The 24,642-nt window shown below is 40.2% G+C and carries 26 protein-coding genes and 1 pseudogene; 7 read left to right on the forward strand and 20 right to left on the reverse strand.

The features are described 5' to 3' along the window. The first annotated feature begins 420 nt into the window (after positions 1-420). Positions 421-900: an RNA recognition motif domain-containing protein gene (locus I6F41_RS17280; protein ID WP_011326970.1), complete on the forward strand. Its 480-nt coding sequence runs from the start codon at positions 421-423 to the stop codon at positions 898-900. Here the strand turns inward: I6F41_RS17280 and murI are convergent. Both murI and I6F41_RS17290 read right to left on the reverse strand, forming a co-directional pair. Next, the gene (gene murI, locus I6F41_RS17285; protein WP_011326969.1) at positions 863-1,660 is read right to left on the reverse strand and encodes a glutamate racemase; all 798 of its coding nucleotides are present in this window, start codon (positions 1,658-1,660) and stop codon (positions 863-865) included. The two genes, I6F41_RS17280 and murI, sit on opposite strands and share 38 nt — an antisense overlap. Positions 1,661-1,737: 77 nt before the next feature. Then, entirely contained in the window at positions 1,738-2,865 is a 1,128-nt protein-coding gene (locus I6F41_RS17290; protein WP_011326968.1) for a DUF5610 domain-containing protein, read from the reverse strand. A 167-nt stretch (positions 2,866-3,032) separates the two neighbouring features. Here I6F41_RS17290 and trmA point away from each other — a divergent pair, with 167 nt between their 5' ends. After that, a complete protein-coding gene (gene trmA, locus I6F41_RS17295) occupies positions 3,033-4,136 on the forward strand; it encodes a tRNA (uridine(54)-C5)-methyltransferase TrmA (RefSeq protein ID WP_192532394.1) in 1,104 nt (367 codons plus the stop codon). Between the two features lie 63 nt (positions 4,137-4,199). Here trmA and I6F41_RS17300 read toward each other — a convergent pair whose 3' ends face one another. Genes I6F41_RS17300 through ccoG form a run of 4 tightly spaced genes read right to left on the reverse strand, consistent with a single transcriptional unit; the run spans position 4,200 to position 7,973 of the window. Beyond that, the gene (locus I6F41_RS17300) at positions 4,200-4,838 is read right to left on the reverse strand and encodes a thiol:disulfide interchange protein DsbA/DsbL (protein ID WP_011326966.1); all 639 of its coding nucleotides are present in this window, start codon (positions 4,836-4,838) and stop codon (positions 4,200-4,202) included. 20 nt (positions 4,839-4,858) lie between these two features. Beyond that, positions 4,859-5,482, reverse strand: coding sequence for a thiol:disulfide interchange protein DsbA/DsbL (locus tag I6F41_RS17305; protein WP_011326965.1), 624 nt, complete (start codon positions 5,480-5,482; stop codon positions 4,859-4,861). A 34-nt stretch (positions 5,483-5,516) separates the two neighbouring features. Further along, positions 5,517-6,491: a serine/threonine protein kinase gene (locus tag I6F41_RS17310; protein ID WP_011326964.1), complete on the reverse strand. Its 975-nt coding sequence runs from the start codon at positions 6,489-6,491 to the stop codon at positions 5,517-5,519. A gap of 51 nt (positions 6,492-6,542) precedes the next feature. Beyond that, positions 6,543-7,973 (reverse strand): cytochrome c oxidase accessory protein CcoG, encoded by a 1,431-nt coding sequence (gene ccoG / locus I6F41_RS17315; protein WP_182684521.1) that lies wholly within the window; start codon positions 7,971-7,973, stop codon positions 6,543-6,545. Between the two features lie 280 nt (positions 7,974-8,253). On the opposite strand from ccoG, the gene I6F41_RS17320 reads away from it, so the two are divergent. Further along, complete coding sequence (locus tag I6F41_RS17320; RefSeq protein WP_011326962.1) at positions 8,254-8,613, forward strand: hypothetical protein; 360 nt, start codon at positions 8,254-8,256, stop codon at positions 8,611-8,613. Beyond that, positions 8,613-8,819 carry a hypothetical protein gene (locus tag I6F41_RS17325; RefSeq protein WP_011326961.1) on the forward strand — a complete coding sequence of 69 codons (207 nt, stop codon included), beginning with the start codon at positions 8,613-8,615 and terminating at the stop codon, positions 8,817-8,819. Before I6F41_RS17320 ends, I6F41_RS17325 begins: the two co-directional genes overlap by 1 nt. A gap of 48 nt (positions 8,820-8,867) precedes the next feature. On the opposite strand, the gene I6F41_RS17330 is transcribed toward I6F41_RS17325, so the two are convergent. The 13 genes from I6F41_RS17330 to gspC form a co-directional block, all read right to left on the reverse strand. After that, positions 8,868-9,455: a UPF0149 family protein gene (locus I6F41_RS17330; RefSeq protein ID WP_011326960.1), complete on the reverse strand. Its 588-nt coding sequence runs from the start codon at positions 9,453-9,455 to the stop codon at positions 8,868-8,870. A gap of 21 nt (positions 9,456-9,476) precedes the next feature. Continuing rightward, the gene (locus tag I6F41_RS17335) at positions 9,477-10,235 is read right to left on the reverse strand and encodes a type II secretion system protein N (protein WP_086996688.1); all 759 of its coding nucleotides are present in this window, start codon (positions 10,233-10,235) and stop codon (positions 9,477-9,479) included. A gap of 3 nt (positions 10,236-10,238) precedes the next feature. Continuing rightward, positions 10,239-10,712: a type II secretion system protein GspM gene (gene gspM / locus I6F41_RS17340; protein WP_197108864.1), complete on the reverse strand. Its 474-nt coding sequence runs from the start codon at positions 10,710-10,712 to the stop codon at positions 10,239-10,241. Beyond that, positions 10,709-11,917 (reverse strand): type II secretion system protein GspL, encoded by a 1,209-nt coding sequence (gspL, locus tag I6F41_RS17345; protein ID WP_011326957.1) that lies wholly within the window; start codon positions 11,915-11,917, stop codon positions 10,709-10,711. The genes gspM and gspL overlap by 4 nt, the downstream gene beginning before the upstream one ends. Next, positions 11,914-12,900 (reverse strand): type II secretion system minor pseudopilin GspK, encoded by a 987-nt coding sequence (gspK, locus tag I6F41_RS17350; protein ID WP_011326956.1) that lies wholly within the window; start codon positions 12,898-12,900, stop codon positions 11,914-11,916. The genes gspL and gspK overlap by 4 nt, the downstream gene beginning before the upstream one ends. Next, on the reverse strand, positions 12,900-13,574 hold the full coding sequence (gene gspJ, locus I6F41_RS17355; protein WP_011326955.1) for a type II secretion system minor pseudopilin GspJ: 675 nt from the start codon (positions 13,572-13,574) through the stop codon (positions 12,900-12,902). Before gspJ ends, gspK begins: the two co-directional genes overlap by 1 nt. Continuing rightward, on the reverse strand, positions 13,575-13,952 hold the full coding sequence (gene gspI, locus I6F41_RS17360) for a type II secretion system minor pseudopilin GspI (RefSeq protein ID WP_086996694.1): 378 nt from the start codon (positions 13,950-13,952) through the stop codon (positions 13,575-13,577). Next, positions 13,952-14,536 (reverse strand): type II secretion system minor pseudopilin GspH, encoded by a 585-nt coding sequence (gene gspH / locus I6F41_RS17365; RefSeq protein WP_197108866.1) that lies wholly within the window; start codon positions 14,534-14,536, stop codon positions 13,952-13,954. The genes gspI and gspH overlap by 1 nt, the downstream gene beginning before the upstream one ends. Before the next feature lie 49 nt (positions 14,537-14,585). Next, a complete protein-coding gene (gene gspG / locus I6F41_RS17370) occupies positions 14,586-15,008 on the reverse strand; it encodes a type II secretion system major pseudopilin GspG (RefSeq protein ID WP_041454317.1) in 423 nt (140 codons plus the stop codon). Positions 15,009-15,073: 65 nt separating this feature from the next. Further along, on the reverse strand, positions 15,074-16,309 hold the full coding sequence (gene gspF, locus I6F41_RS17375) for a type II secretion system inner membrane protein GspF (RefSeq protein ID WP_011326951.1): 1,236 nt from the start codon (positions 16,307-16,309) through the stop codon (positions 15,074-15,076). 2 nt (positions 16,310-16,311) lie between these two features. Then, entirely contained in the window at positions 16,312-17,877 is a 1,566-nt protein-coding gene (gspE, locus tag I6F41_RS17380; RefSeq protein WP_231613628.1) for a type II secretion system ATPase GspE, read from the reverse strand. Beyond that, the gene (gene gspD / locus I6F41_RS17385; RefSeq protein WP_197108868.1) at positions 17,870-19,936 is read right to left on the reverse strand and encodes a type II secretion system secretin GspD; all 2,067 of its coding nucleotides are present in this window, start codon (positions 19,934-19,936) and stop codon (positions 17,870-17,872) included. Before gspD ends, gspE begins: the two co-directional genes overlap by 8 nt. Positions 19,937-19,959: 23 nt before the next feature. Continuing rightward, on the reverse strand, positions 19,960-20,901 hold the full coding sequence (gene gspC / locus I6F41_RS17390) for a type II secretion system protein GspC (protein WP_011326948.1): 942 nt from the start codon (positions 20,899-20,901) through the stop codon (positions 19,960-19,962). Between the two features lie 209 nt (positions 20,902-21,110). Here gspC and hslR point away from each other — a divergent pair, with 209 nt between their 5' ends. From hslR to I6F41_RS17405, 3 genes are all read left to right on the forward strand, one after another. Continuing rightward, positions 21,111-21,533 carry a ribosome-associated heat shock protein Hsp15 gene (gene hslR / locus I6F41_RS17395; protein ID WP_011326947.1) on the forward strand — a complete coding sequence of 141 codons (423 nt, stop codon included), beginning with the start codon at positions 21,111-21,113 and terminating at the stop codon, positions 21,531-21,533. Positions 21,534-21,545: 12 nt separating this feature from the next. Further along, the gene (hslO, locus tag I6F41_RS17400; RefSeq protein WP_011326946.1) at positions 21,546-22,391 is read left to right on the forward strand and encodes an Hsp33 family molecular chaperone HslO; all 846 of its coding nucleotides are present in this window, start codon (positions 21,546-21,548) and stop codon (positions 22,389-22,391) included. A gap of 261 nt (positions 22,392-22,652) precedes the next feature. Beyond that, positions 22,653-24,191, forward strand: coding sequence for a phosphoenolpyruvate carboxykinase (locus tag I6F41_RS17405; RefSeq protein WP_089367606.1), 1,539 nt, complete (start codon positions 22,653-22,655; stop codon positions 24,189-24,191). A 380-nt stretch (positions 24,192-24,571) separates the two neighbouring features. Here I6F41_RS17405 and I6F41_RS17410 read toward each other — a convergent pair. After that, a pseudogene (locus I6F41_RS17410) lies at positions 24,572-24,642 on the reverse strand (elongation factor Tu); the annotation flags it as partial.

Below are 24,642 nucleotides of genomic sequence, written 5' to 3' on the forward strand. Positions count from 1 at the left end.
ATATTGTTAAAGAACGTTTTGAGTCGCTTTAGCGTCTCAAGGGATGCGTATAATACATCCTTTATTTTTCGAGTCAATACTTAGTTTTAAACTTTCTTTTTGGAAGATTTAAAACCGAAGTTTTATTTAACTCTCTGAGTAGTTGCTGCCTTGCTATGCTTCGGCGTTTCCCTTCTCAGTGGGGTCGCATTATAGGGAGATCCGAAAACAGATCAAGCCTTTTTTTAGATCTTTTTACTGTTCGAACAAAATGTAATCGATAGCAAGTGAAACATGATAAAAACATGTATAAAACGATGCTTTTTCACCCTGTTTTATATTATTTACTATAAATTTTATTGCTATGTTGAATTAAGGCGTTAAGATAGCAAGTTCACAATGTTAAATTAATGTTTATTTCCTGTTTATTGGTAGATCAAAATGAAATTACCCGATCAAAAATCTTTTATCCTCTCAGTTATTCTTGCTGTTGTTGGTTTTGTTATAGTTAAGTTCGCACTTGAAAGCCTAGAGTTAGACCCTGCACTACTATTTGCTGTTGGTTTGCTCATTGGTGGTATTGTTATTGCTGCGATGTCGTCTGACGGTGTAGTAGAAGCCGAAGTAAAAACCAAAACGCTTTATGTTGGTAACCTTCCTTATCGTGCAAACGAAGGTGTGGTACGTGCTTTATTTGAAGAGCAAGGCAAAGTGTTCAACGTTCGCTTATTAAAGGACAAAAATACAGGTAAGCGTCGTGGCTTTGGTTTTGTTGAAATGGCGCAAGCTGATGCCGACAATGCAATAGCGCAGTTAAACGATAGCGAGTTCCAACAACGTACCTTAAAGGTACGTGAAGCAAAACAAAAACAAGAAGATGATTCTAACGCTCTTCGTTCTGAGCCGGATCAATCAGTGTAACTAGCTTTACAGCTAACTTACTACTCACACTAGCCGTTGCATAATATTGCAGCGGCTTTTTTGTATCTGCAATATTGTTATTCGTTAAATTAAGCTGGCTAATTAAGTAATGAACTCGCTTAGCAATCGCTGCACCTGAATCAAGTAGCTGCACTTTCCTATTAAAGTACTGACTAATCGGCTCTGCCAAAATAGGAAAATGCGTACAGCCTAATACTAATACATCTATAGACTGATCTATGTTTAAACGATCGAGTTCTTGGTGTAGTTTAGTTGTATCTAAACTTTGTTCAAAAAACAGACGCTCGGCTAAAGTAACTAGTTCAACGCTACTATATAAGCTAACTGCTATATTGTTGGTATGTTCCTGTATGAGTGTGCGCGTATAGGGACTTGATATAGTTGCTGGAGTTGCCAGTAGGCCGATATGTTTAGATTGTGTAAGTTGCGCAGCAGGTTTTATCGCCGGTACCACCCCCACTATAGGAATAGTAGTAATTTGGCGCACTGCCCCAAGCGCAGAAGTAGAGGCGGTGTTACATGCAATAACAATTAAATCTACATTAAGCGCTTGCTGGTTAATAAAGTGAATGAGTGCGCATAAGCGGTTAATAATCGTTTGCTGTGACTGAGCGCCGTATGGCAATAGCGCATTATCCATAAAATAGCTGTATTGCGCATCTGGAATACTTTGCTGAATATGTTCAAGTACCGTAGTACCACCAATACCTGAATCAAAAACCATTATGTGCGCTGACAAACTACTGTCCTTACTCTAAGTTAAGAACGGCAGTTTGCCATGTGATTTTTATAAAAGAAAGTAGTTTAGTGGTACAACTATTGTTGATTGGCTAGCTCGTCCGTTGCTGCATTTAATTGATTAAGGTTTTCGAACATAGCTTTGGTGTAATCTACCAATTTATCTATTTCTGCTTGATCTTGATTTAACCACTGCACAATACCCGATAACTGGTTTTGTATGCCCAGCTCTGTGGCTTTATTAAACACAGCTTTTAAGTCGTCGTTAAACGGCGCTAATTTATCAGCTACTGCTTTTTCAGGAACTGGCTTGTACTCTTCGTAACCTTTAACTGTAGCGACTGTTTTGGTTTGTCGTAAATCCATTGAAAAAGCCACCAGCTGTTCGTTGCCTAAGCTTAGTGCTTGCGCCTCTTCAAATGCTTTGTCTAAGTCTCCACTGAAAAAGGTGCTACTTACACTTTGTAAGTCAGCCATTAGCTCATTAATCGCCTTCTGTTCATTCTCATTTAAATCGCCATTAACCGACATAGAAAATGACAACTCACGAGACTGCGACGACTCACTTACAAAAGATTCACTATTCCCATTTTGCTGATAACGACTGGCTGATTGTGACTCATAAGCATCAGCAAAACTAATACTCACTTCGTCTCCTTCGGCGGTAGTAAATTTATATTCTGCTTTGTTACTTAAACTTGCATACTGAGCTTGGCTAACAGAGACACTGGCGGGTTTAGGATTAAATAAATCGTCTTCAAATTTGTCCAGGCCATTAAATATGCCTTCTTTAGATTTATTAATACCCTGTGCGATATCGTCGTTAAACACGCCATTGCCTTTTAATTCATCAACCGCGTCATCAATCCCTATTTGCACACCTTTTCGAGCATCACCTAACATACCTTTGAGTTTTTCATCGTCGGCACCATTGGCTTTTGCTTTACGTACTGCACTGGTAACGAAGTCTAAAACGTTTTTAACGATTTCATCAAAATCAAAAAGCGGTTTATCTTTTTTCGGCTCGCTTATCGGTAAGCCAAGAGCTTGAGCCATTTTGTCACCGAGCACTTTGGCAGCAAGTTCTTTACCGCGCTGCTGATAGTTATCTTGAGGCGACTGTATTGTAGGTTGCTGTAAAGCCCCTTTATTACCGTATTTATTAATATTGTGGTTTGGAACAAAGCCAAAGTTACCGATTTTCATGATCCGACTCCTATCTATGCTTGCCTTACTTATCGGCACTGTAAGTTATTTCTGTAGCTAGATGCTCAAAAAAAAACCAATATATATTTCATCAAAACTAGACAAATACATCTCGCTCCCTACAATAGCGCCGATAAACAGCTCTCAAAGATAAGGTTATAGCGTTAATGGCAGTTATTAAAATAGACACCACACAGTACGATGCGCAGTTAAGCGAAAAAGAACAGCGTATTGCTGCCCAATTTCAACGTTTTGGTGTGGATAAACTTGAGGTATTTAGCTCAGAGCCGATTAACTACCGCCAACGCGCTGAGTTTAGAGTATGGCACGATGGTGACGATCTGTTTCATATAATGTTTGATCAACAAACTAAAGACAAAATTCGCGTTGATAGCTTTGACCCTGCCGCTCCTTTGGTAGGTGAAGTGATGCAAGTAATGATTGATAATTTAAAGTCGTGTGAAATTTTGCGTCGTAAACTATTTCAGATTGATTACTTATCTACGCTAAGCGGTGAGATTTTAGTGAGTCTGTTATATCACAAGCCACTTGATGAGCATTGGCTGAGTGAAATTAACGCGCTTAAAGAAAAGTTAAGCAGTAAGTATAAAATTGACTTTATTGGCCGTGCCCGCAAACAAAAAGAAATGCTTGGTGATGACTACGTTACCGAACGCTTAAACGTGAATGGCCAAGAACTAATATATCAGCAGGTAGAAAACAGCTTTACCCAGCCAAATGCCAAAGTAAATATTAAAATGCTAGAGTGGGCGCAAGACTTATGTAAGCCACTTAAAAATGATTTACTTGAACTTTATTGTGGTAACGGTAATTTTTCTATTGCGTTAGCGGGCTCGTTTAATAAAGTACTAGCAACCGAAATATCAAAGTCGTCGGTACACTCAGCGCAGTACAATATAGCGCAAAACAAGGTAGACAATTTAGATATTATTCGTATGTCGAGCGAAGAGTTTACTCAAGCCATGAATGGCGAACGCAGTTTTTCTCGTTTAGAAGGTATAGATTTAAATAGCTACAATTGCCAAACCATTTTAGTTGATCCGCCACGTGCCGGTATGGATACCCTAACGTGTGACTTAGTAGCAAATTACGAAAGTATTATTTATATTTCGTGTAACCCAGAGACACTAGAGCGCGACCTTGATCACTTAACCCGCACCCATGAAGTTAAACGCTTTGCGATTTTTGATCAGTTCCCTTATACGCACCATATTGAGTCGGGTGTATTTTTACAAAAAAAGAATACTTAAAATAAGCAGCTAAAAATTACCCATAAAAAAAGCTCCTTAGGAGCTTTTTTTATGGGGTTAACTTTACTTGCTTGCTAAGTAGTTAATTAATTTAGTGATATCTGCTGGTTCGCTAATACCCGATTCGCGACCTAGAAGTAGTTTGTACTTACCATTTACGATAAAAGTAGGTACGCCACGCAATGCACCTTTCTCTTTAAAGTAATCTTGGTCACGCTTCATTTTTGAGCTTAATGTACGTACCGAAAAGCTTTTAAATAACTTATCGAACTTATCACCATCAACCCCTTGCGCTACAAACACATCTTTTACGTCGGCTAATTCATTAAAATTTGCGCGCTTTGTATGAATGTGACTAAAGATAGCCGCAATAATTTTATCTTTTTGTGGTAACACTTCAGCCGTTGCTAACGCTTGGCTGATCATTTGTTGATGCTCGGTATCGCGTACGCCAACAAAATCAACATGGCTCTTTTTAAATTTTACGCCTTTATCGAGCATTGGTTTAATCTCGGCTACCAGTGGCTCCATGTTATTACACGCAGGACAGTAAAATGAGAAAAACTCTTTCACTTCTGGTTTTTTAGTTGCGCGCTCAGACACAACCTCATAATGTACACCTTCCTCAAAGGTTGCTGCAAAACTTGTTGCAGCGAAAGGTAGTAATACAGCAAGTAAACCTGCTTTAACTAATTTTATCATTATTATATGGCTCCAAAAATTTATAGTGCGAGTAAAAATGAAACTAACTCATCAAGCTCTTCTTGGCTCTTGATGGTATTTAGATTGATTTTATATTTGTCGTTTACAATAAAAGTAGGAACGCCTGTTAACGCACCTAATTTTGAGTATTTATTTTGTTTATCTTGCATTGCTTGTTCAGCTGCAATAATTGGCATACTGGCAATATCTTGATCAAACGTATCGCTACTAATGCCATTTATATCTAATAATTTTTTTAAATCTTTAATTTCAGTCAGTGGTGCGCGCTGAACATGAATACTTTTAAAAATCTTGTCTGTAATCGTATCAGCTTGCCCGTGCTTTTTAGCAACTAAATACGCTAGGCTCAAGTTACTTTGTGTTTGTGGCGACACGCCGCCTAAAAAGTTAACGTGATTTTTTATAAACACCGCACCTGCAGGTAGATTTTCTTCAATTGCGTGTGCAACCGGTTCAAATTTAAAACAATGCGGGCAATAAAACGAAAAGTATTCGGTAACTTGTGGTGTAGTACTTTTTTCGATATCGATAACTGTATATTGATTACCTACTTCAAAGTTTGCTGCAAGTGCTGCAAAAGGTAGACAAAGAAGTAGTAGGCTCAGTTTTAATTTTTTAAGCATTAGTCTCTCGTTGTACATATTTTTGAATAAAATGTTATGGCAATAATTTTAGCGGTGCTTCTTGCAATGCGGCAAGCTGCTCTTTAAGTGCTAAAATTTGTTGCTCCCAGTATTTGTCATCGGCAAACCATGAAAAGTTCCGCACAAAAGCCGGATCGCTCCATCGTTTTGCAACCCACCCCATGTAATGGATGATACGCATAGCCCGAAGTGGTTCGATCAACTTAAGCTGTGAGTGATCAAAATCACAAAATTCTTCATAGGCGGTTACTAAGGTATCTAACTGTAACAGCTGCGTTTGTCGATCGCCACTTAGCATCATCCATAGATCCTGAATGGGTGGCCCCTGGCGACTATCATCTAAATCAACAAACATTAACGCATCGCCTGCCCATAATATATTGCCAGCATGGCAATCCCCATGCAAACGTATCGTTTTTACATTGGTATACTGTGCTTGCGCCTGCTTAATAACCAAATCTAAAATGGTATAAAAAGCAGTTTCTAATCCCATAGGTACTAAGTTACTTTTTTGCAGATGAACTTTTGCTGTATGTAAGTACTCTTCGCAGGTTAGGGTGGGCCTTTGTGTAAATGGTTTTGTTTTAGCAACTTGATGCATTCTGCCAATTAAGCGCCCTAGTACATCAAGTTGATCTAAGTTATCGACTTCAAATAAACGCCCGCCAACACTTGGAAATAAAGTAAATAAATAGCCTTGGTGTTCAAATAAGCTTTGCCCGTTATATTCCATTGGCGCAACAACCGGTACTTCGGCCTCTGCTAACTCAAAAGCAAAGTCATGCTCTTCTTGTATTTGCTTCTCGCTCCAACGCTCTGGACGATAAAACTTAACAACGTAGCGTTTTCCGCCTTCTGCTACAAATTGATACACTCTATTTTCGTAACTATTTAACGCCAATAAACCAGACTCAACATAAATACCAACGCTTTCTATGGCATCAAGAATTAGATCTGGGGTTAAATCAATAAAGCTAAATTTACTCATACACTTCTTATATAAAATAAAAGCGGGGAACACCCCGCTTTTTGTTAAACTTTACCGCGCTTTAAAAAAGTTACTCGACTGTGATATTTGATTGTCGGGCTCGCCTACCGGCGATAGCACAAAGTTAAATTCTGTCATTGGCGCTTTTAAGTCATACGGATCCATAACCAGTGATAAAGGCACATTGTGCGATTGCCCTGCGTTAACCCTAAACGTTTGTTTACCTATGTACTTAAAGTTATCGAGCCCTTGCACTTTAATTGTAAAGGTTTGCTCATACTGCGCTTTGTTGATCACTTTTAAGGTGTAGGTGTTTTCTACCAACCCTTCAAAATCAACCCTATATAACTGATTACGATCGCGAATAATATCAAATTCCATCGTTTTACGCAGCGCAATATTGGCAACCAAGGCACTGGTTAAAATAACCAGGATCACTATATAGCCAATAATTTTTGCCCGCAGTGGGTTGGTTTTATTCTCTGGCGTTTCTAAGTTTCGCTCAGTGGTATAAGAAATAAGTCCGCGTGGATAATTCATTTTATCCATCACCCCATCACATGCATCAATACAAGCGCCACAGTTAATACACTCTGCTTGTAAGCCATTACGAATATCTATGCCGGTTGGGCATACTTGCACGCATAAATTACAGTCAATACAGTCGCCTATTTCTAAATCTTCATGTGCCACTTTGCGCGAGCGTGGGCCACGGCTTTCACCGCGTTTTTCATCATACGATACTGTATAGGTATCTTTATCAAACATGGCTGACTGAAAACGTGAGTATGGGCAAATATGTAAACACATAATTTCGCGCATCCACCCAGCATTACCGTATGTACAAGCAGCAAAAAAGATAATACTCATTAAGGCATAGCTACCGGCATTAAAGGTAACAAAGTCAGGGAGTAGCTCACGAATAGGGGTAAAGTAACCAACAAATGTAATTGCTGTATATAAAGAAAACAAAATCCAACTGGTGTGCTTAGCGGTTTTGCGCCAAAACTTATCAAAGTCCATTGCTCGTTGGTCGAGCTTTTTACGTTGATTTGCCGTACCTTCAAACTTTTCTTCAAACCAAATAAAGGTAAAGGTCCACACTGTTTGTGGGCAGGTATAACCACACCACACTCGTCCATAAAAAGTAGTAACCAAAAACAAAGCAAACGCGGCCAACATAAAAATAAAGGCGAGTATGGTAAAGTCTTGCGGCCACAGGGTTAAACCAAATATATTGTATTTTTGACCTATTAAATCAAATAAAACGGCCTGTTCACCATTAAAATTTATCCAAGGTAGCAACATAAATGCCAACAGACCTAAAAAGCCAATTCGCTGCCTAAGAAGTTGGTGCAAGCCATTAACAGCACGCACGTAAATACGATTACGTGGATTAAACCGATCCTGTTGCCCGCTAAGATCCGGCTTTTGAATCTTTACTTCAACTGGTATATTTTTTACTTTAATTTGTTTGTCCATCGAAGTTCCTCAACACCGCTTGGAAATAAAAATTCAGCTATATTCAAGGTTTACCTTATAGTGTAATAACGTACTTATTACGTATAATATTTATAACAAGACTTGAATACTTTCAGATATTTCAGAAATATCTAACTGCTGTTAGCTATTATAACAATATTGGCTAAAATTACTGGCATAGATCGCTAATAATTTATTCACTTTAGTTACTTGCTTTTAAAATGCATTTTATTACACTGCAGCATCATTTTATGTTATTTGGATCAAAGTTTACCCAACTATGAAAAAATTTATTATTTTGGTAATAGTAGTCCTCGCCTTTTTCACAGTCGATCACCCTTTGGTGAAAGAGCCTCGTGAGCGGTTATTTAACGATGGTATTGACTTTTTAAGTGATGCAAGCAAAGTGAATCGCAGCCCTACTGCCAGTATGACTAAAAACAAAATTAGTGCGCAGTTAACGCTTTCTGAATCTGAGCGTGAGTACACCGAAAAAACATTTACTACCGATGACTCAATAAGATTATTTCACTTACGCTACTGCCGTGAGCGCGACTTAAACCTATATTTTTATGATGAGCGCTTAAACACTGTATGTAAAATAGTATCCGGCTCACTAGAACACATGCGAGGTAAATAATGGACTTTTCTGGATTAAATAAAAAAGCCAGCGACTCATTTCACCAGCAACGTAATATGCTTAAAAAACTCACGCAGGGTAAAACGCTAAAGTGCGAAAAATGTAATGGGGTTTTAACACTCGACTTAGCCACCAGCGAGCCGGGTAAAGGGCTGATTAAGTGCAAGCAAGGCTGCACTGATATTATATTAGAACTAGGCGCTTAAACTTATTTCACGGCTATATTTTGAGCTCAACTCATTACTGCGCCTAAACTACTCTTCCCAGCCTTCATCTGTGTACAAGCCACTATTAAGCGCGACTATTTCCACTAGCTCTGCAAAGCCTAGCGCAAAGTCGCCCATTAGCTCATATTGCTGCTGGCAAAGTAACTGCTCATCAATACTGTTTTGTAACGCTATTTGGCTAATGGTTTGCCCATCAAGTGCAAAAAAGCTTAATGTGGCTTGAGCGCTTTCGAGGGCTTGTTTATATTCTGCCTCTAACGCGGTTGAACTTAATAACTTTTGAGTATATGACGTTGTTGCCGTTACAAAACCTGCGCTCCAATTACTGCAAAATTCGTAATTATATTGTGCTGGTAATTTATAGCCTACTTCAAATACTTGCTCACTAATTTGATGGTATAACGCCATAAATAAAAATAGCATTTCTTCATCTACATTATTAGCTGTATTAGGCAAAATTGCTGCCATCCACTCATGTACGTCTAGAGGCTCAGGAGAGCAAATTACGCCAAATAAATAACCTTGGCTTTGCGTTAGCGTCATCGCTTGAGACTGGGTGTCTAAAAATGTGCTGAGCTGCTTAGCGTGCTGCTCAGTAAATTGGGGTAATTGCATTAAAACTCTTTATATTAAACATTAAAAGTTGAGCGGGTAACGGCCTTGATTATCTGGACGACCTAAAAACTTAACCGCATCATGTACATCTTTTGGCAACGTGGCATCGGGCTTTACATAGCCTGATACTTTAAAGTCAAAATTAGCTTTTAGGGTTGCATCAGCTTCAAGCCCTAAGGTGTTATCTGGGTCGATAAGTATGGCTATGTCGCCCGATTTACAGCTTAGGTTACCACCAAGCGGGCCTATATTAAACCAACCGTTCAAACCTTGTACGTCAATATTAGGGCTCGCTATCTCGCCTTGCAGTGACTCACAATAAGGTGCACCCGATGTATACTCTGCCAATTCCAAGATCACACGACCTTTAGCGGTTACAGGTAACGGAAGTTGTATGCGTTGCATCGCTCTTTCAACTGTTGAGCGCACTAATCCATTGGTTACTTTCACTTGCTTATTAAATAAACCAAAGCTCACATCTGCATAACCCGATATATCACTGCGCTCACGTGGGTCACCAAATTTTACATTGGCATTTAACTTACCGGTAAATAATGCCCACCCGGCAACATCCCAACGCACATTATTTAATTGCTCACCTTGGTAGCGCACTTGCATCATTTGTCCTTGCCAAATAGTGCCAACACTTTGCCCTACTTCAAGTTGCTTAGGAAAATAAGGTTTTGCTAGGTCAATGGCCACCGCTGCAGGTAACTTAATAATACAAAACACAATAAAACTAAGTAAAAATACAATGGATAAGGTTATTATTTTTTTCATTCATTACTTCTCTAATAGCAAACGGCTAACACGTACATAGCCCGACTTATCGTCACGGCTCAAATCTAAATTTTCGACCCGTAAACCATGTTGATTGACCAGTTCATCAAGCCACAGTATTAATTGATTAAACTCTACTGAGTCGAGCGTTAAACGTAGCGAGTTATTACTTGGCTGCATTTTACTAATATTTATTTTATAGCGTCCGCGGGTGGCGTTAACTATTTGGCTAATGTTTTGACTATTAACCACTTGTGTATTACCAGCGGCCTTGAGCTTTACAATACTTTCGTCAACCCACACTAGTAGCTCTTGCTGTTTTAATTGCGATTGCTCAGCACTTGCTATTGCATTATTTAAGGGTCTAAAAATGCCCATCACTAAAATAAACACAATAAAAATAACACTCGCAACGATTATTAACTGCTGCTCTTGCTCTTTTAGTGAGCGCCAATGTTTAATTAACTGCTGCTTCATACTGCACCTCGCAGTTTAATTTCGCCAACCACAAAGTCACCATCGTTACTTAACGAGCCTTGATCAACCGTTAACCCTTGCTGTTCAAGTATGGCTTTAACTTTACCAAAGGTTTGAAAGTCTTTTGCGCGTGCTCTCATACGTAATTCATTACGTTTTTTGTCATAACGCAGTGTTTCAGGGGTAAAATTACTTACCTGCGAAAACACCCCCACTAATTCTGTGGTTAACTCTAAAAATCCAGCGTCGCTGGTATCTTGTATTTTTGCCAGTGCACCTTTAATTTGGTTTTTAATAAGGTGTGGGCGAACCTTAGTTCCCGGAAATGCCTTTTGGTAGCGCTCAATTACCTGTGCTTTAGCAAGTTCTAACTGGGTATTTAGCTGATGCAACTCTATAGCTTTAATCGTAATACTCGCTACTAAGGCAACGCTGGTAATAATGGCAGCACTTTTCCAGTACCCCCACCATAAGGTGCTTTTCTTTTTAAGCTGATACATACCTTGGCGAAGATTAAACTTAGTATGCTCTAGTTGCTTAGCAAATAAGGCCAGCGGTAGGTCGTAATCACTGGTTTGAGCCTGTAAGTTTACCGTTTCAGGAAACTGAGTCGCCGGACTAAAATGCTTTACATCTGGATTACCCATTGCTGTTAAGTAACCATTTAACCAGCTCGTCTCTACTGCACTTATACGCCATGGGCCCTGTTTAAATAACCACTGATTATTAAGTGCTATTGCCGTTACTGTGTCCTCATCTGCTGGGGGTAATAACAAAGCATCGGGTAATATTTTATATACCGATAAATTATGCTCTGCAAATAGCGCTAGCCACGCCTCAAACCATTCGCGGTCGGTCATAGCAACACGAACAGCATGCTGCTCGCCAATCATCACTGGCTCACCTACAGCAATAAATAGCTCATCTATATCGCACGCTATATCTTCTTCGAGCATATAAGGCAAAGCTTGCTCTAACTTACGATTCCATTTAGTCGGTAGCATTACCGTTTTTAATTGCACTTGGTCACAAGGCAATAATACAACGACTTCGCGCCCTAGCGATTTTTCGCTCAGTTCGTTTAAATAACTGGCATTAACTAGCTCACCACTGGCTATTATTTGTTGTTCTTGTGGTGAGTATATTAACCAATTAAGTAACTCTTGTTCGGTTTGACCCGTGCGGATCAACAGTATTTCTGTCACTGTACGCCTCCAAATTTTCGCGCCAGTATCGTTACGTCGCCGTCTTTGGCGTGCAGTAATGTGGTCATCGAAAAACGCAGATCAACAAAGTTTGCCTGCGTTTGTAATTTAAAATATTCGCTATTAATACTAAACAATTTTTCTACCGCTTTGACGTTTTGCCCGCCTTGCTGCTGAACTTGTTCAAAAAAGGCAGCTTTACTTTCAAAGCCTGCATCTGGGCGAGCAGCAATCACAGCTTCAGCACCCGATACACTTAGCTCATCTATAAGGGTACTCAAAATGAGTGCTTGCTCTGCTGCTAAGGTATTCACATTAATAGACAATAAAGTGCTACCAGGTATTACACAAACATAAGGCAGCACTTTTTCCATTACTAATGGGTTAAAACCTTTAACCAAACGCAGCTCTGAGGTTGATGCAAATAAGCTATTGGCGGTCATGTACGGAAATTGACGCGACAAGTATTCCCCTTCTTCTGCTCCTGAACGGTATGTAATGCTGTTTTCGTCTAGCCAATCAAACACACTGTCAGCCATGGTTTCCTCTGACTCTTGTGCCGGTAAATCTTCAATATTTTCAAGTAATGCGAACAAGGCCTTGTGCGCTGGATTGGTTTTGCTAGCACTATTTAAATCTGGTTCTACGGCTATAGCATTTAAGTTTAAACATGCTTGTAAATCCGTTATTTTTCCGCTTAGTGTGCCGTTATCAACTGGGTAAGGTATATCGCCTTGCTGCGCCCATATTTGATCTAATGTGGTTTTGTCAGGATCGTCTCTTTTGCTTTTAATCAGCGCTTTTATGGCAAGCTCTTCTGCACCATAGGCATACCACTTAGCTTGTTGATGACCCTGTAAGTTAGTACTTTTTTGCACTTGCACCATTAAGTTAGCACTCATTTCTACGGCTAAAATGGCCGCTAATGCAACAATAAACAGCACAATAACAAGTGCGGCTCCACGAGAAGAACGCAGCCCCATTACTGCCCACCTTCTTGCGGGTTACCTTCATCGGCCAATGCATCATCAGTTGATGGGCTCGATGGTAGAATTTCTTTACCTTGTCCTGGCACTAAAAATACTCGCCTAATTGGCTCCGCCTCAATTTGTTGCAGCGTAACAGCAACCGCTTTAGGAAGTGCTTTAATTTGCCACTTAGCTTGCCATTCGTTTTTATCGTCTAAAAATTCAAACTTTAGCTCTTCAATGTTTTTTAAAACAACCTGTACACGCGGCTCCATATTATCAAGCTGATCAACATATACACGATACACTCGCTCCAAGTTGTCGTTTATTACGCGATAACCCACAGCTTGTAATTCTGAGCGTGGTAATAAATTAATTGGATTTATCCAGCCGTCGCGCACAAAGCCAATGCCATCATATTGGCTATCTAAAACATAGCGTCCGGCTAGCAAATACTGCTCTTGCACATCGCCTGCTTCATTGCGTACAGCACGTTTGGTCATTTGACTAAAATCTTGATCCATTAACCTAAAGGTGGTTTGCAAACCATTTAGCTCGGCTATTTTATCATCCGAAGCCTCTTTGGCGCGGGTAGTGGTATCTAGTATTTGGTGCGTGGCCATAATAACAAAGCCTAAAATCCCCAAGGCTACCATCACTTCAAGTAAGGTAAATCCGCGTTGCTTCACTTATTTTTTGCCTTTATTTAAATAAGTTGCCAGCTCATATATTGAGTGTTCGTATTTTTCATCACTAAATATATTAATGGTTAATTTTACAAAGTCTTTATCTGCGGTTTTACCTATATCTTGGCGCCAAAACCATTCAACACCCGCCATAACTTCACTACCGCGCACGCCGTCTTTCCCTTCCCATTGTTCGCCTTTGGTACGCTGCTCTACCATAATGTTTTCGGCAACCCATGAGGCGTAAGTTTGCTCTTCTATGCTAGATAGATGATGAATGTGCTCACTGGTTGCTTGCATTGCTGCAATACCTGCCATAGCACAAATACTCAATGCCACTAGCACTTCAAGTAAAGTAAAACCTTTATTATACTGGCGCATTATTCGGGCTCTCGGCGTAAATTCACTGGCGCAGCAAACTCGCCTTCAATAAAGTAAACCGGCTCGCTTTGCTCTTTTAATTCGAGTGTTAATTGAAATGCACTTACTTCGCCCGAAGATAGTATTAGCACTTGCGGAATTTTAAACTTTTTAAGCTCCAATAAGCTGTCTTCGTCGCCGCTCATTAGCTCACGCCAATTTGCTTGCTCGAGTAAGTTATCTTGCGCCCAAGCTAAGTCGTCTAGGTTAAGCGCTAGTTTAAAGCGTGGATCAAATTCAACCGGCTCAAATAATGCTTCTCTGACAAAGCTTACCCACTTTTCACCATCAAAAACTAAAAACTCAAATACGTTGTTGTCTATATGAAAACCCAATTCAACTTGGTTTAAAATAGCAAATTCTGATGCCATATTAATGGTGGTATGCAGCCTAAGCGCTTGAGTATCTAACTCATCCTCAGCGCCGCCTTCTAAGCTATATACCACCATTTTTGTGGCAAAAGCGATGATCACTAATACCACTAAAATTTCGATTAAACTAAAGCCGCGGCTTTTTGCACGCAATCTCTCAGAGCTTACTTGCATAGTAAGCCCTGGGTATTAGTATATAAATACACTGCGCGATTGATGGCCATTACTGTTTTTCTTCGTCCCAGTTACCAATGTCGTCATCGGTGCCGGCTTGGCCATCTGGACCTAAAGAAAAAATATCAAATTTACCAATTTCTCCTGGACTAATTAACTGATAAGTATTGCCCCACGGATCCTCTGGTAATTTACTAATAAAGCCACCATCTGGAAAACGTTTTGGTATTGGCTCTATGCTGGTTTTATTAACCAATGCTTCTAGGCCTTGCTCGGTACTTGGGTAGCTTTTATTTTTAAGCTTATAAAGGCTCATTGCATCTTCAAGCTGCTGAATATCTAAGTGTGCTTTATCGATAGCGGCCTCTTCTTGTTGACCCATAATATTAGGTGCCACAATTGACATGATCATGCCAATGATAACCAGTACGACCATCACTTCTAGCAAAGAAAAACCTGATTGTTTATTCACGTAATTACCTCATTATTCTAAAAACACTAAACAATGGTTTATTAAACCATTAATTTACTTTTAAGTTAAAGCCCTACAGCTTTATTCATTGCCATAATTGGCTGTAAAATTGCCATTACTATAAATAATACAATAACCGCCATTAAAGCGATCATTGCGGGTTCTAATAGTTTTAGCGATACATTAACCATACTTTCAAATTCGCGATCTTGGTTATTAGCAGCGCGTTCTAACATTTGCTCCAGCTCGCCAGATTTTTCACCGCTGGCTATCATATGTAGCATCATTGGCGGAAACAATTTAGTTTGCTGTAAGGCCGCTCTTAAACTTGCCCCTTCGCTTACTCTATCCGCTGCATCGGCAACTGCTTTTTTAATTTTTTCGTTGATCAGCACTCCACCCGCAATACGCATACCTTCAAGTAGCGGTACCGAGCTTGATGATAAAATACTTAAAGTTCGGGCAAAACGAGCGGTATTAATACCTCTAGCTACTTTACCAATACCGGGCATATGCAATATTTTATCATCCCACCAAAAACGAATTTTAGGCTGTTTTAAAGCATGCTTAATCCCTATCGCTAGGGCCGTTATTACAATTAAACTAATAAACCAATAATTTTGTACAAAATGACTTCCCGCCATTACCCACTCAGTGGTCCAAGGGAGTACTTGCTTGGTTTTCTCAAACGTTTTAAGTATTTTAGGTACTACAGTACCTAATAAAACCGACACAATTGCAATAGCAAACACCACTAAAATAATGGGGTACACCATAGCTTGCGTTATTTGACTGCGCATATATTGGCGCTGCTCGGTGTAATCGGCAAGCCGGTTTAGTACTTGGTCTAAATGCCCTGACTTTTCGCCTGCGGCAACCATAGCGCGGTATAAATCGTCAAACACATGCGGAAACTCACTCATACCGTCGGCAAGGGTATACCCTTCCACTACTTTTGAGCGAACCGACATCAGCATGCGTTTTAAACGTGGTTTTTCACATTGCTCAGCCACAGCCATTACCGCACCCTCAACTGGCAGAGCCGATTGAATGAGTGTTGCTAACTGGCGAGTTATAAGCGCCAAATCTGAGGTTGATATAGTAGGTTTAAACAAACCGCCAAGTAATGACGTTTTTTGGCCTTTAACCTGTTTATCACTTTGCGCCGCGGGTACAACTTCGAGCGGCGTTAATTTTTGATCGCGTAATATTTGGCGAATTTGTTTTGCTGTATCCGCTTCTAAAATGCCTTTTTTTTCTTTGCCTCGGCCATCTAAGGCACGGTATTCAAATGCTGCCATTATTAGCCTTCCTCACGGGTAACACGCAATACTTCTTCAAGTGTTGTTTTACCTGCAAGTACACGGCTACAGCCATCTTGACGAATACTTGGACTGAGCTTGCGAATGTATTTTTCAACGCTTTGCTCGCCCTTACCATTGTGGATCATTTCACGAATGGTTTCGTCCACCACTAATAACTCATGAATACCAGTACGGCCTTTATAACCATTAAAGTTACATGCCTCACACCCTACTGCACGGTGTATAGTTGGTTTACTTTCAAACGGTACGCCTAATAACTGGCACTCGCGCTCATCGGCTACATGTTCTTTTTTACAGCTTTTACACAGTGTGCGTACTAGTCGCTGCGATAACACACCGAGTAACGACGATGACAGTAAAAATGGCTCCACTCCCATATCTTCCATACGAGTAATAGCGCCAGAAGCAGTATTTGTATGCAACGTAGACATTACTAAGTGACCGGTTAATGATGCTTGCACACCAATTTGAGCGGTTTCTAGGTCGCGTATTTCACCAACCATCACTACATCGGGATCTTGACGTAAAATAGCCCGTAAGCCACGCGCAAAGGTCATACCTACTTTAGTATTTACTTGCGTTTGGCCAATGCCCGGAATTTCGTATTCTATGGGGTCTTCAACCGTTAAAATATTACGATCGCGAGAGTTTATTTGACTCATACCTGCGTACAAGGTGGTACTTTTACCAGAGCCTGTAGGCCCGGTTACTAAAATAATGCCATGGGGTTTACTAATTAAATTTGCAAATAATTCACGATTTTGTGCGGTCATACCTAAATCTTCAAGATTTAAGTGCGCGTTATTTTTATCCAGTAAACGCAGCACAACACGCTCACCAAAACTCGATGGCATGGTTGATACCCGTACATCAACCGCACGCCCTGCAATACGCAAACTAATACGGCCATCTTGTGGTATACGTTTTTCGGCAATATCGAGCTTAGCCATTACCTTAATTCGCGATACCAGCAAGGACGCTAATTTACGATTAGGTTTAAGTACCTCTTTTAATACACCATCAACCCTAAAGCGAATAACCAGTTCTTGCTCAAAGGTTTCAATATGAATATCAGACGCACCCTCTTTAATTGCTTCACTGAGCATCGCATTTATAAGTTTAATAATTGGCGCATCATCATCGCCTGCCAATAAATCTTCGGTTTGTGGCAATTCGTCTACTAATGAAAACAAGTCAACTTCGTTGCCAATGTCTTCCATCATTTGTTGCGTTTCAGAACTATCTCGCTGATACGAAGCCTCTAGCAGTAGCTCAAACTTGTCATCAGCAAGCTGCTCAAGCGTAAAACCATGCCCTGCAATACGGCGTACTTCTAACAGTACGTCAATATCAAGTTCGCCACGGTAATACACTATGCGCTGCTCTTTATTTTTACTCAGCAGTACACCGGCTCGCCGTGCGTATGAAAAAGGCAAACGTTTAGCGGGCAACTCAACTAAGTCGTCACTGGTTAATAGCTCGTCCGGATGATGCGGATTAGGATGAACCACATCTTGATTTATCTCTGCAATCGCCTTAGTCATCTTTACGCTCTTGTGCATTTTGTTTGCGTAAATGCTCTTCATACGTAGGTGGCAGTATTAGCTCATCATTCCACTCGGGTAAAATAGGCGTGTCGCTTCTTGGCATTAACTCTATACCATCTTCGCGCTGCTTAAATTGCTCGCCACGAATAAAGTTATATTTATTAAAGCTCAACTTATTCATGCTAATTCCGTCGCGAATAATAGTCGGGCGAATAAATACAATCAGGTTACGCTTACGTCGTGTGGTATTAGTTGATTTAAATAAGTGACCTAAAATAGGAATGTCGCCTAGTAGTGGCACCTTAGACACACTTTCTTGTACGTCTTCATCTATTAAGCCGCCAAGCACCACCATACCGCCATCATCAGCCATTACCGTGGTTTTAATTGAACGCTTATTAACTGAAATATCAACAGCAGTAGCACCACTTACACTCGACACTTCTTGTTCAATGGTTAACTGCACAGCAGAGCCGTCGTTAATTTGCGGGGTTACTTTAAGCTTTATACCCACTTCTTGGCGTTCAACTGTTTGAAATGGGTTGGTGTTATTACTCCCGGTTTGCGAGCCAGTAATTATAGGCACTTCTTGACCGACCAAAATAGACGCTTCTTCATTATCCATAGTAGTAATAGAGGGGGTCGCCAAAATGTTTGAGTTACTATCGGTCGAAACGGCTTGAACAATTGCGCCCCAATCATTTTTTATCACCCCCATGGCTAAGCCGTTAATGCCACCGAGTAATGATGCTAATGGGCCGTAATCACCCTTAGTAGTTTCATCAACCTGAGTAATTGTGCCGCTTTCGGTACCAATTATATTTTTAGATACGGTAGTATCGCGTGCTTGCTCAGCCGCTACAGCTAACGCACCAACCGGTACAGTTGTGCCATTATTAAACTGCAGCATACCGCCTTGCTCAGAAATCCACTGCAAACCAAAGTTAATCCCGTCGCCTTCCATTACCTCAATTATAATTGCTTCAACCAATACTTGCGCACGGCGAATATCTAAACGCTCTATAACTGACTCAAGCGAGCGCATAGTATCGGGTTGTGCTGTAATAATTAATGAGTTTGAATCGGGGTGGGCTTCTATGCTGGTTTCGTTGTTACTGCGAGTACGTGTTTTGGTTGCGCTGCCGCCTTGAGTGTCATCTGTTAGCGACTTACTAACACCTTGCAATACTTTAACTAAATCTTCTGCTTTTGCGTAATTTAGATAAAATACTTTAGTGTTCCCTTGGCTTTCAAGCTCACCGTCTAAGCGCTTAATAAGCTCAATAGCACGGGTGCGTGCTTGGCCTTCGCCACTAACAATAACGCTGTTAGTACGGCCATCGGCAACCACTTTAGGTATTAAAAACTCTGGAATACTGCCTTTTCCGCTGTCTTTATAAATATTATCAACTACAGATACCACATCATCTGCGGTAGCAAATTTAAGCTTTACAATATCAACACGCTTATCGCCCGCTTGATCAACCGAGCGTATTATTTCAACTAAACGGTTTACCGATGCAGCATGCCCGGTAAGCATCATTACGTTTGCGGCATTAAAGTTAGCAACATGGCCGCCATCTTTTTGGTCGCTAAATTGACGAACCAAAGGACCTAGCTCTTGCACGCTTACATTTTTAACCCGTACAACTCGGGTAATCATCATATCGCCGCTGGCTTCACTGCCATCTGTAATTAGCGGTACGTTTGATTTTTTAGCATCCGAGCTTTTTTCAATTTTTATTATATTATTGTCCATTTCAATGGCTGAATAGCCATAAACTTCTAATACATTTAAAAAGAATTGATAATAAAGCGCTTCGCCCATTAACTCATAACTACGCACATTTACTTTGCCACGTACGTTAGGGTCAATAATTATTGTTTTATTAAGATTTTTACCAACAATATTAATAAACTCATTAATATCAGTGCCTTTAAAGTTAGCAGCGTATTCAACAGCAGCAACAGAAAACGAAATGCTTGCTGCTAGAAAAAGTGCTGCGTACTTAGCTAACCCTTTTTTAATTTTTGTGAGGTGTAGCGCCTGAACCATTATATTAAAACTCCAATGCTAAGTTATTGCAGACTAAATTGTACGTCTATTTGCTGGTTATCACGTTCAATAGTGATAGTGGCATCTGTACTGTTACGCAGCTCATTAATGGCTGCCATGGCCTGTTTTAAATCTGTTAGTTGATAGCCATTAATTGCAACAGCTAAATCGTTATTTTGTAATCCCATCTGCTTAAATAGCTCAGGCTCTTTACCTGGACTCAAGCGATAACCAATAAGTTCCCCATCGCTCATCGCTTGTGACACGCGAATATAGTCAAATAACTTACCGGGCTCTTCGAGCAACTCTTCACGGGTTTCGATTAAAGCCTGCTTAATGTTTGGATCGGCAGTTACATCTATTTGTTGCTCACTTGGGGCAGGCCCTAATTGTGGGCCCATTTCAGCTTCATCACGTGCAGCTAAAACCGGCATAGATACTGTTTTTGTAAAGTCGAGACCATCTAACATTAATGTTTCAAATCGTCCGTTTACCGTTAAAATAACGCGGTCAGGTAATATCTGCGCTAGTTTAGCTCGCGTCCCTTGCACTGCTTCATCTACTAGGTAGGTTTCTTGCTTGCCTTGTGACTCTATAATAGCGAGCCCCGCTTTATCGTCGTTATTTACCGCTACAATACCAGTAAGATTAATACTTAAGCGCGTTTCAGGGGCATCATTAACAACTTTCGCAGCGTGATCATCGCTCTTGCTTTTAACAATTATTTTACCAAATATAAATTGCTCAATTATATGTTGAGAATAATTGTTACTTGCTGCAGTTGAATGTTGTCCGTAGTAGATTGGCGTGAGTGGTGACACAATAGGATTTGGCCACATAAGCCAAACGAGTTTAGACGATAAAAAAGCAATATAAACAACAACTAATAATGTAACAACCGCACTCAATTTGGCATGCGGTAAACGGCTTATAAAATGTTTAAATTGTTGAACTTGCTGTTCCATAAATAGTATTCTTATTTTAGTTTTTACCTAATCGCTATGCATAGTACCTTTTCATTTTTCATTCAACAAGCATGCTAATATTAAACTTTGTAAACAGATTGATTTTAATTTAGCCGCTGCATAAAAACAGCTGTTGTAGTAATCCTTCATCGCAAATAGCTTTTATGGTAAATTTTAAAATCTAGGCAAACACTTATTAAAGGTGCTTTATGGCTAAAAAAAGTAATGCTAACCCTAATTTAGAACATAAAGATGAGCTAAAAATTAGATTAGACAAATGGTTATGGGCGGCACGATTTTATAAAACACGTGCTGCGGCTCGCGAAATGGTACAAGGCGGAAAAGTACATTATAATGGCCAGCGTACCAAAGCAGGCAAAATAGTAGAAATAGGCGCAACTATAAAATTAGCCCAAGGGGTAGATGAAAAAATAGTAACTGTGCTCAAAATACTTGAAAAACGCCAAAGCGCCCCCATTGCACAGACCTTGTATCAAGAATCTGATGCCAGTATTGCTAAACGCGAAGAAAATTCTATCGCGCGCAAAAATAACAGCCTTTTTGCACCTCATCCGGATAAAAAACCGGATAAGAAGCAAAGACGCGAACTTTTAAAATTGAAATTAAGTTAGGTATAGTCGCTCATGCAACAAGATTTACTCCACCGTTATTTATTCGACAATCTCGATGTTCGTGGCGAACTCGTACAAATTGAGAATGCCTACAACGAAATGATCGCCAATCATAATTACCCTGATGCAGTTAAAGCATTATTGGGTGAACTGCTTGTTGCGACCTGTTTATTAACAGCCACCTTAAAATTTGAAGGCGAAATAGCGGTTCAACTACAAGGTGATGGGCCGGTTAAATACGCGGTAATTAATGGCGACGATAAACAAAACATGCGTGGTATAGCTCGCTTACAAAGTGAAGTAACAGGTAGCACAGTAAAAGAGTTGATAGGCCAAGGCTATATGGTTATTACTATTACGCCAACTAAAGGGGAGCGCTATCAAGGTATAGTGCCTTTAGAGCATGAAACCTTAAGTGAATGTATAGAGGCTTACTTTGAGCAATCAGAGCAATTAAAAACGCGTCTTTGGTTTGCAACCGATACAACCGAGGGAAATGCCAAAGCTTGTGGTTTATTTTTACAAGTTTTACCCGTTGATAAACAAAAATCTATTGAAGACTTTGCCCACTTAGAAGCTCTTAGCCATACCATTAAAGATGAAGAACTATTAGAGCTTGATGCTAACACCGTACTAACTCGTTTGTACCACGAAGATAACCCGCGTGTGTTTGAGCCACAAAGCATTCAATTTAAGTGTGGTTGTACCCGCGAAAAAACCATGACTGCATTAGTTAATATTGGCCAACAAGCGCTACTTGATGATGTTGCTGAGCATGGCGAAATCAAAATTAGCTGCCATTACTGTCTAAAAGATTATCTTTTTGATGAGCAAGATGTGAAAAACATTTTTAACTAATCACGCATTAAATCTAAATTATAAAAAAGTCACATGCTATGCGGCTTTTTTTATAATTTTAAAATGACACCGGTATCATAAAAATAGCTGTTTTTATGATACCGGTGTCATTGAAATTATTCATGTTTTTTACCCAATATATGTGTTTTTAACACCTTCATAAGCTCGAATATCCTTAGCTCATCTGTTACTATAATCGCAGCTTAAAGGTTAACAAGACCCAGGCTATCCCGTTCAATCTCACACAATTTAGGTATAAACATGACTTCAAGCGCTACTCGTTTTGTCGATCTAACTGCAGCTGAACTTGTCGAACACGCGATCCGTCGTGGCGAGGGTACTTTAGCAGCCAATGGTGCTTTTGTAGCAAATACTGGTCATCGCACCGGTCGTTCTCCAAAAGATCGCTTTATTGTTCAAGAATCTAGTACTGAAAACGAAATCCAATGGGGCAACGTAAATCGCCCATTCGACGCAGATAAGTTTGATGCTTTGTGGGCACGCGTAGAAGCGTATGTACAAAGTAATGATCACTTCATCTCTCACCTTGAAGTAGGCGCTGATCCAGAGCACTATCTACCTGTTGTTGTTACTACAGAAACTGCATGGCATCATATTTTTGCTAAAAATATGTTTATTCAACCTAAATCTTACAACTCATCTGACGTACCTCAGTGGCAAGTAATGAACGTTCCTTCATTTGTATGTGAGCCTGAGCGCGATGGTACAAACAGTGACGGTACGGTACTCATTAACTTTGCACAACGTAAAGTATTACTTGCTGGCATGCGTTATGCCGGTGAAATGAAAAAATCAATGTTCTCTGTACAGAACTTCCTACTTCCAGCGAAAGGTGTATTACCAATGCACTGCTCTGCAAACGTAGGTGAAGCAGGCGATACCGCTTTATTCTTTGGCTTATCTGGTACAGGTAAAACAACACTTTCAGCAGATCCAACTCGCTTTTTAATTGGCGATGACGAACACGGCTGGGCACCTGGTAGTGTGTTTAACATTGAAGGCGGCTGTTACGCTAAATGTATCGACCTATCACAAAAAAATGAACCTGTTATTTGGGATGCGATCCGCTTTGGTACTATTTTAGAAAACGTAGTGCTTGATGAAAATCGTGTACCTGATTTTAACGATACTAGCCTTACACAAAATAGCCGTGCTGCGTACCCTCTTGAGCACGTTGAAAAACGTAAAGTAGAAAACCGCGCAGGCGAGCCAAAAGCAGTGGTATTTTTAACGTGTGACGTAAGTGGTGTACTTCCTCCAGTATCAATATTGACTGAAGAAGCGGCAGCATTTCACTTCTTAAGTGGCTACACTGCAAAAGTAGGCTCAACTGAGATTGGTTCTACAAGCGATATTGAGTCAACATTCTCAACTTGTTTTGGCGCACCATTCTTCCCACGTCCAGCAGGTGTTTATGCTGAGCTTCTAATGAAGCGTGTACGTGAGTTTGGCGCTAAAGTATACCTAGTTAACACAGGCTGGACTGGCGGCCCTTACGGTACTGGTAAGCGTTTTGATATTCCAACTACACGTGCTGTAGTAGATGCTATTGTATCGGGTAAACTAGTTGGCGTAGAAACTCAACACATTGATGTTTTAAACCTAGACGTACCTGTAGCCGTTCCAGGTGTAGACAGCAACTTACTTAACCCAATTAATACCTGGGAAGACAAAGCTAAGTATGCTGAATATGCAGCTAAACTTGCAGCCGATTTCACTGAAAACTTCACTAAATATGACGTATCAGACGAAATTAAAAATGCAGGACCTAAAGCATAATAGCTTTAACCTCGCATAACAAACGCCAGCTTAACGCTGGCGTTTTTGATCCCAGCCATAAATATAAATGACCAAAGTTAAAATAGAGTATTAGCCAACCAATCAAGCCTAAGTGACTTAATGTAGCAAAGGTAATAACAGGACTTTAATTTAGCACTACAGCCCTGCCTTACTTCTTACAATGCCAATACAGTACACAGTATCAATCACAGCGACAAAACACCACTTAGCTACCCCATCGTAAGCCTGCCTAAATAGCCCCTCTTAAAATCACTAAGCACTCTTTTTATAGCTAGGTTCTAAAAGGTTTACTTTATATCAGGCATTAAAAAACCGAGCGTAAGCTCGGTTTTTTTAGTACTAATTAGCTAGGCTAATTATTACGCTACGATGTTTGCAACAACGCCAGCGCCTACAGTACGACCACCTTCACGGATAGCGAAACGAAGAC

The sequence above is a fragment of the Pseudoalteromonas sp. SCQQ13 genome (genome assembly GCF_015864415.1).
GTDB lineage: Bacteria > Pseudomonadota > Gammaproteobacteria > Enterobacterales > Alteromonadaceae > Pseudoalteromonas > Pseudoalteromonas nigrifaciens.

Excerpts from the sequence above, each read along its gene's own strand:
- gspI (WP_086996694.1), bottom strand. The coding sequence starts at position 13,952 with ATGCGCCAGTATAATAAAGGTTTTACTTTACTTGAAGTGCTAGTGGCA.
- I6F41_RS17335 (WP_086996688.1), bottom strand. The coding sequence starts at position 10,235 with ATGAAAAAAATAATAACCTTATCCATTGTATTTTTACTTAGTTTTATT.
- I6F41_RS17290 (WP_011326968.1), bottom strand. The coding sequence starts at position 2,865 with ATGAAAATCGGTAACTTTGGCTTTGTTCCAAACCACAATATTAATAAA.
- I6F41_RS17305 (WP_011326965.1), bottom strand. The coding sequence starts at position 5,482 with ATGCTTAAAAAATTAAAACTGAGCCTACTACTTCTTTGTCTACCTTTT.
- gspE (WP_231613628.1), bottom strand. The coding sequence starts at position 17,877 with ATGACTAAGGCGATTGCAGAGATAAATCAAGATGTGGTTCATCCTAAT.
- I6F41_RS17330 (WP_011326960.1), bottom strand. The coding sequence starts at position 9,455 with ATGCAATTACCCCAATTTACTGAGCAGCACGCTAAGCAGCTCAGCACA.
- I6F41_RS17280 (WP_011326970.1), top strand. The coding sequence starts at position 421 with ATGAAATTACCCGATCAAAAATCTTTTATCCTCTCAGTTATTCTTGCT.
- I6F41_RS17300 (WP_011326966.1), bottom strand. The coding sequence starts at position 4,838 with ATGATAAAATTAGTTAAAGCAGGTTTACTTGCTGTATTACTACCTTTC.
- gspM (WP_197108864.1), bottom strand. The coding sequence starts at position 10,712 with ATGAAGCAGCAGTTAATTAAACATTGGCGCTCACTAAAAGAGCAAGAG.
- trmA (WP_192532394.1), top strand. The coding sequence starts at position 3,033 with ATGGCAGTTATTAAAATAGACACCACACAGTACGATGCGCAGTTAAGC.
- hslO (WP_011326946.1), top strand. The coding sequence starts at position 21,546 with ATGCAACAAGATTTACTCCACCGTTATTTATTCGACAATCTCGATGTT.
- I6F41_RS17325 (WP_011326961.1), top strand. The coding sequence starts at position 8,613 with ATGGACTTTTCTGGATTAAATAAAAAAGCCAGCGACTCATTTCACCAG.
- gspD (WP_197108868.1), bottom strand. The coding sequence starts at position 19,936 with ATGGTTCAGGCGCTACACCTCACAAAAATTAAAAAAGGGTTAGCTAAG.
- hslR (WP_011326947.1), top strand. The coding sequence starts at position 21,111 with ATGGCTAAAAAAAGTAATGCTAACCCTAATTTAGAACATAAAGATGAG.
- I6F41_RS17405 (WP_089367606.1), top strand. The coding sequence starts at position 22,653 with ATGACTTCAAGCGCTACTCGTTTTGTCGATCTAACTGCAGCTGAACTT.
- gspH (WP_197108866.1), bottom strand. The coding sequence starts at position 14,536 with ATGCAAGTAAGCTCTGAGAGATTGCGTGCAAAAAGCCGCGGCTTTAGT.
- I6F41_RS17310 (WP_011326964.1), bottom strand. The coding sequence starts at position 6,491 with ATGAGTAAATTTAGCTTTATTGATTTAACCCCAGATCTAATTCTTGAT.
- ccoG (WP_182684521.1), bottom strand. The coding sequence starts at position 7,973 with ATGGACAAACAAATTAAAGTAAAAAATATACCAGTTGAAGTAAAGATT.
- I6F41_RS17320 (WP_011326962.1), top strand. The coding sequence starts at position 8,254 with ATGAAAAAATTTATTATTTTGGTAATAGTAGTCCTCGCCTTTTTCACA.
- gspC (WP_011326948.1), bottom strand. The coding sequence starts at position 20,901 with ATGGAACAGCAAGTTCAACAATTTAAACATTTTATAAGCCGTTTACCG.
- gspF (WP_011326951.1), bottom strand. The coding sequence starts at position 16,309 with ATGGCAGCATTTGAATACCGTGCCTTAGATGGCCGAGGCAAAGAAAAA.
- gspK (WP_011326956.1), bottom strand. The coding sequence starts at position 12,900 with ATGGGGCTGCGTTCTTCTCGTGGAGCCGCACTTGTTATTGTGCTGTTT.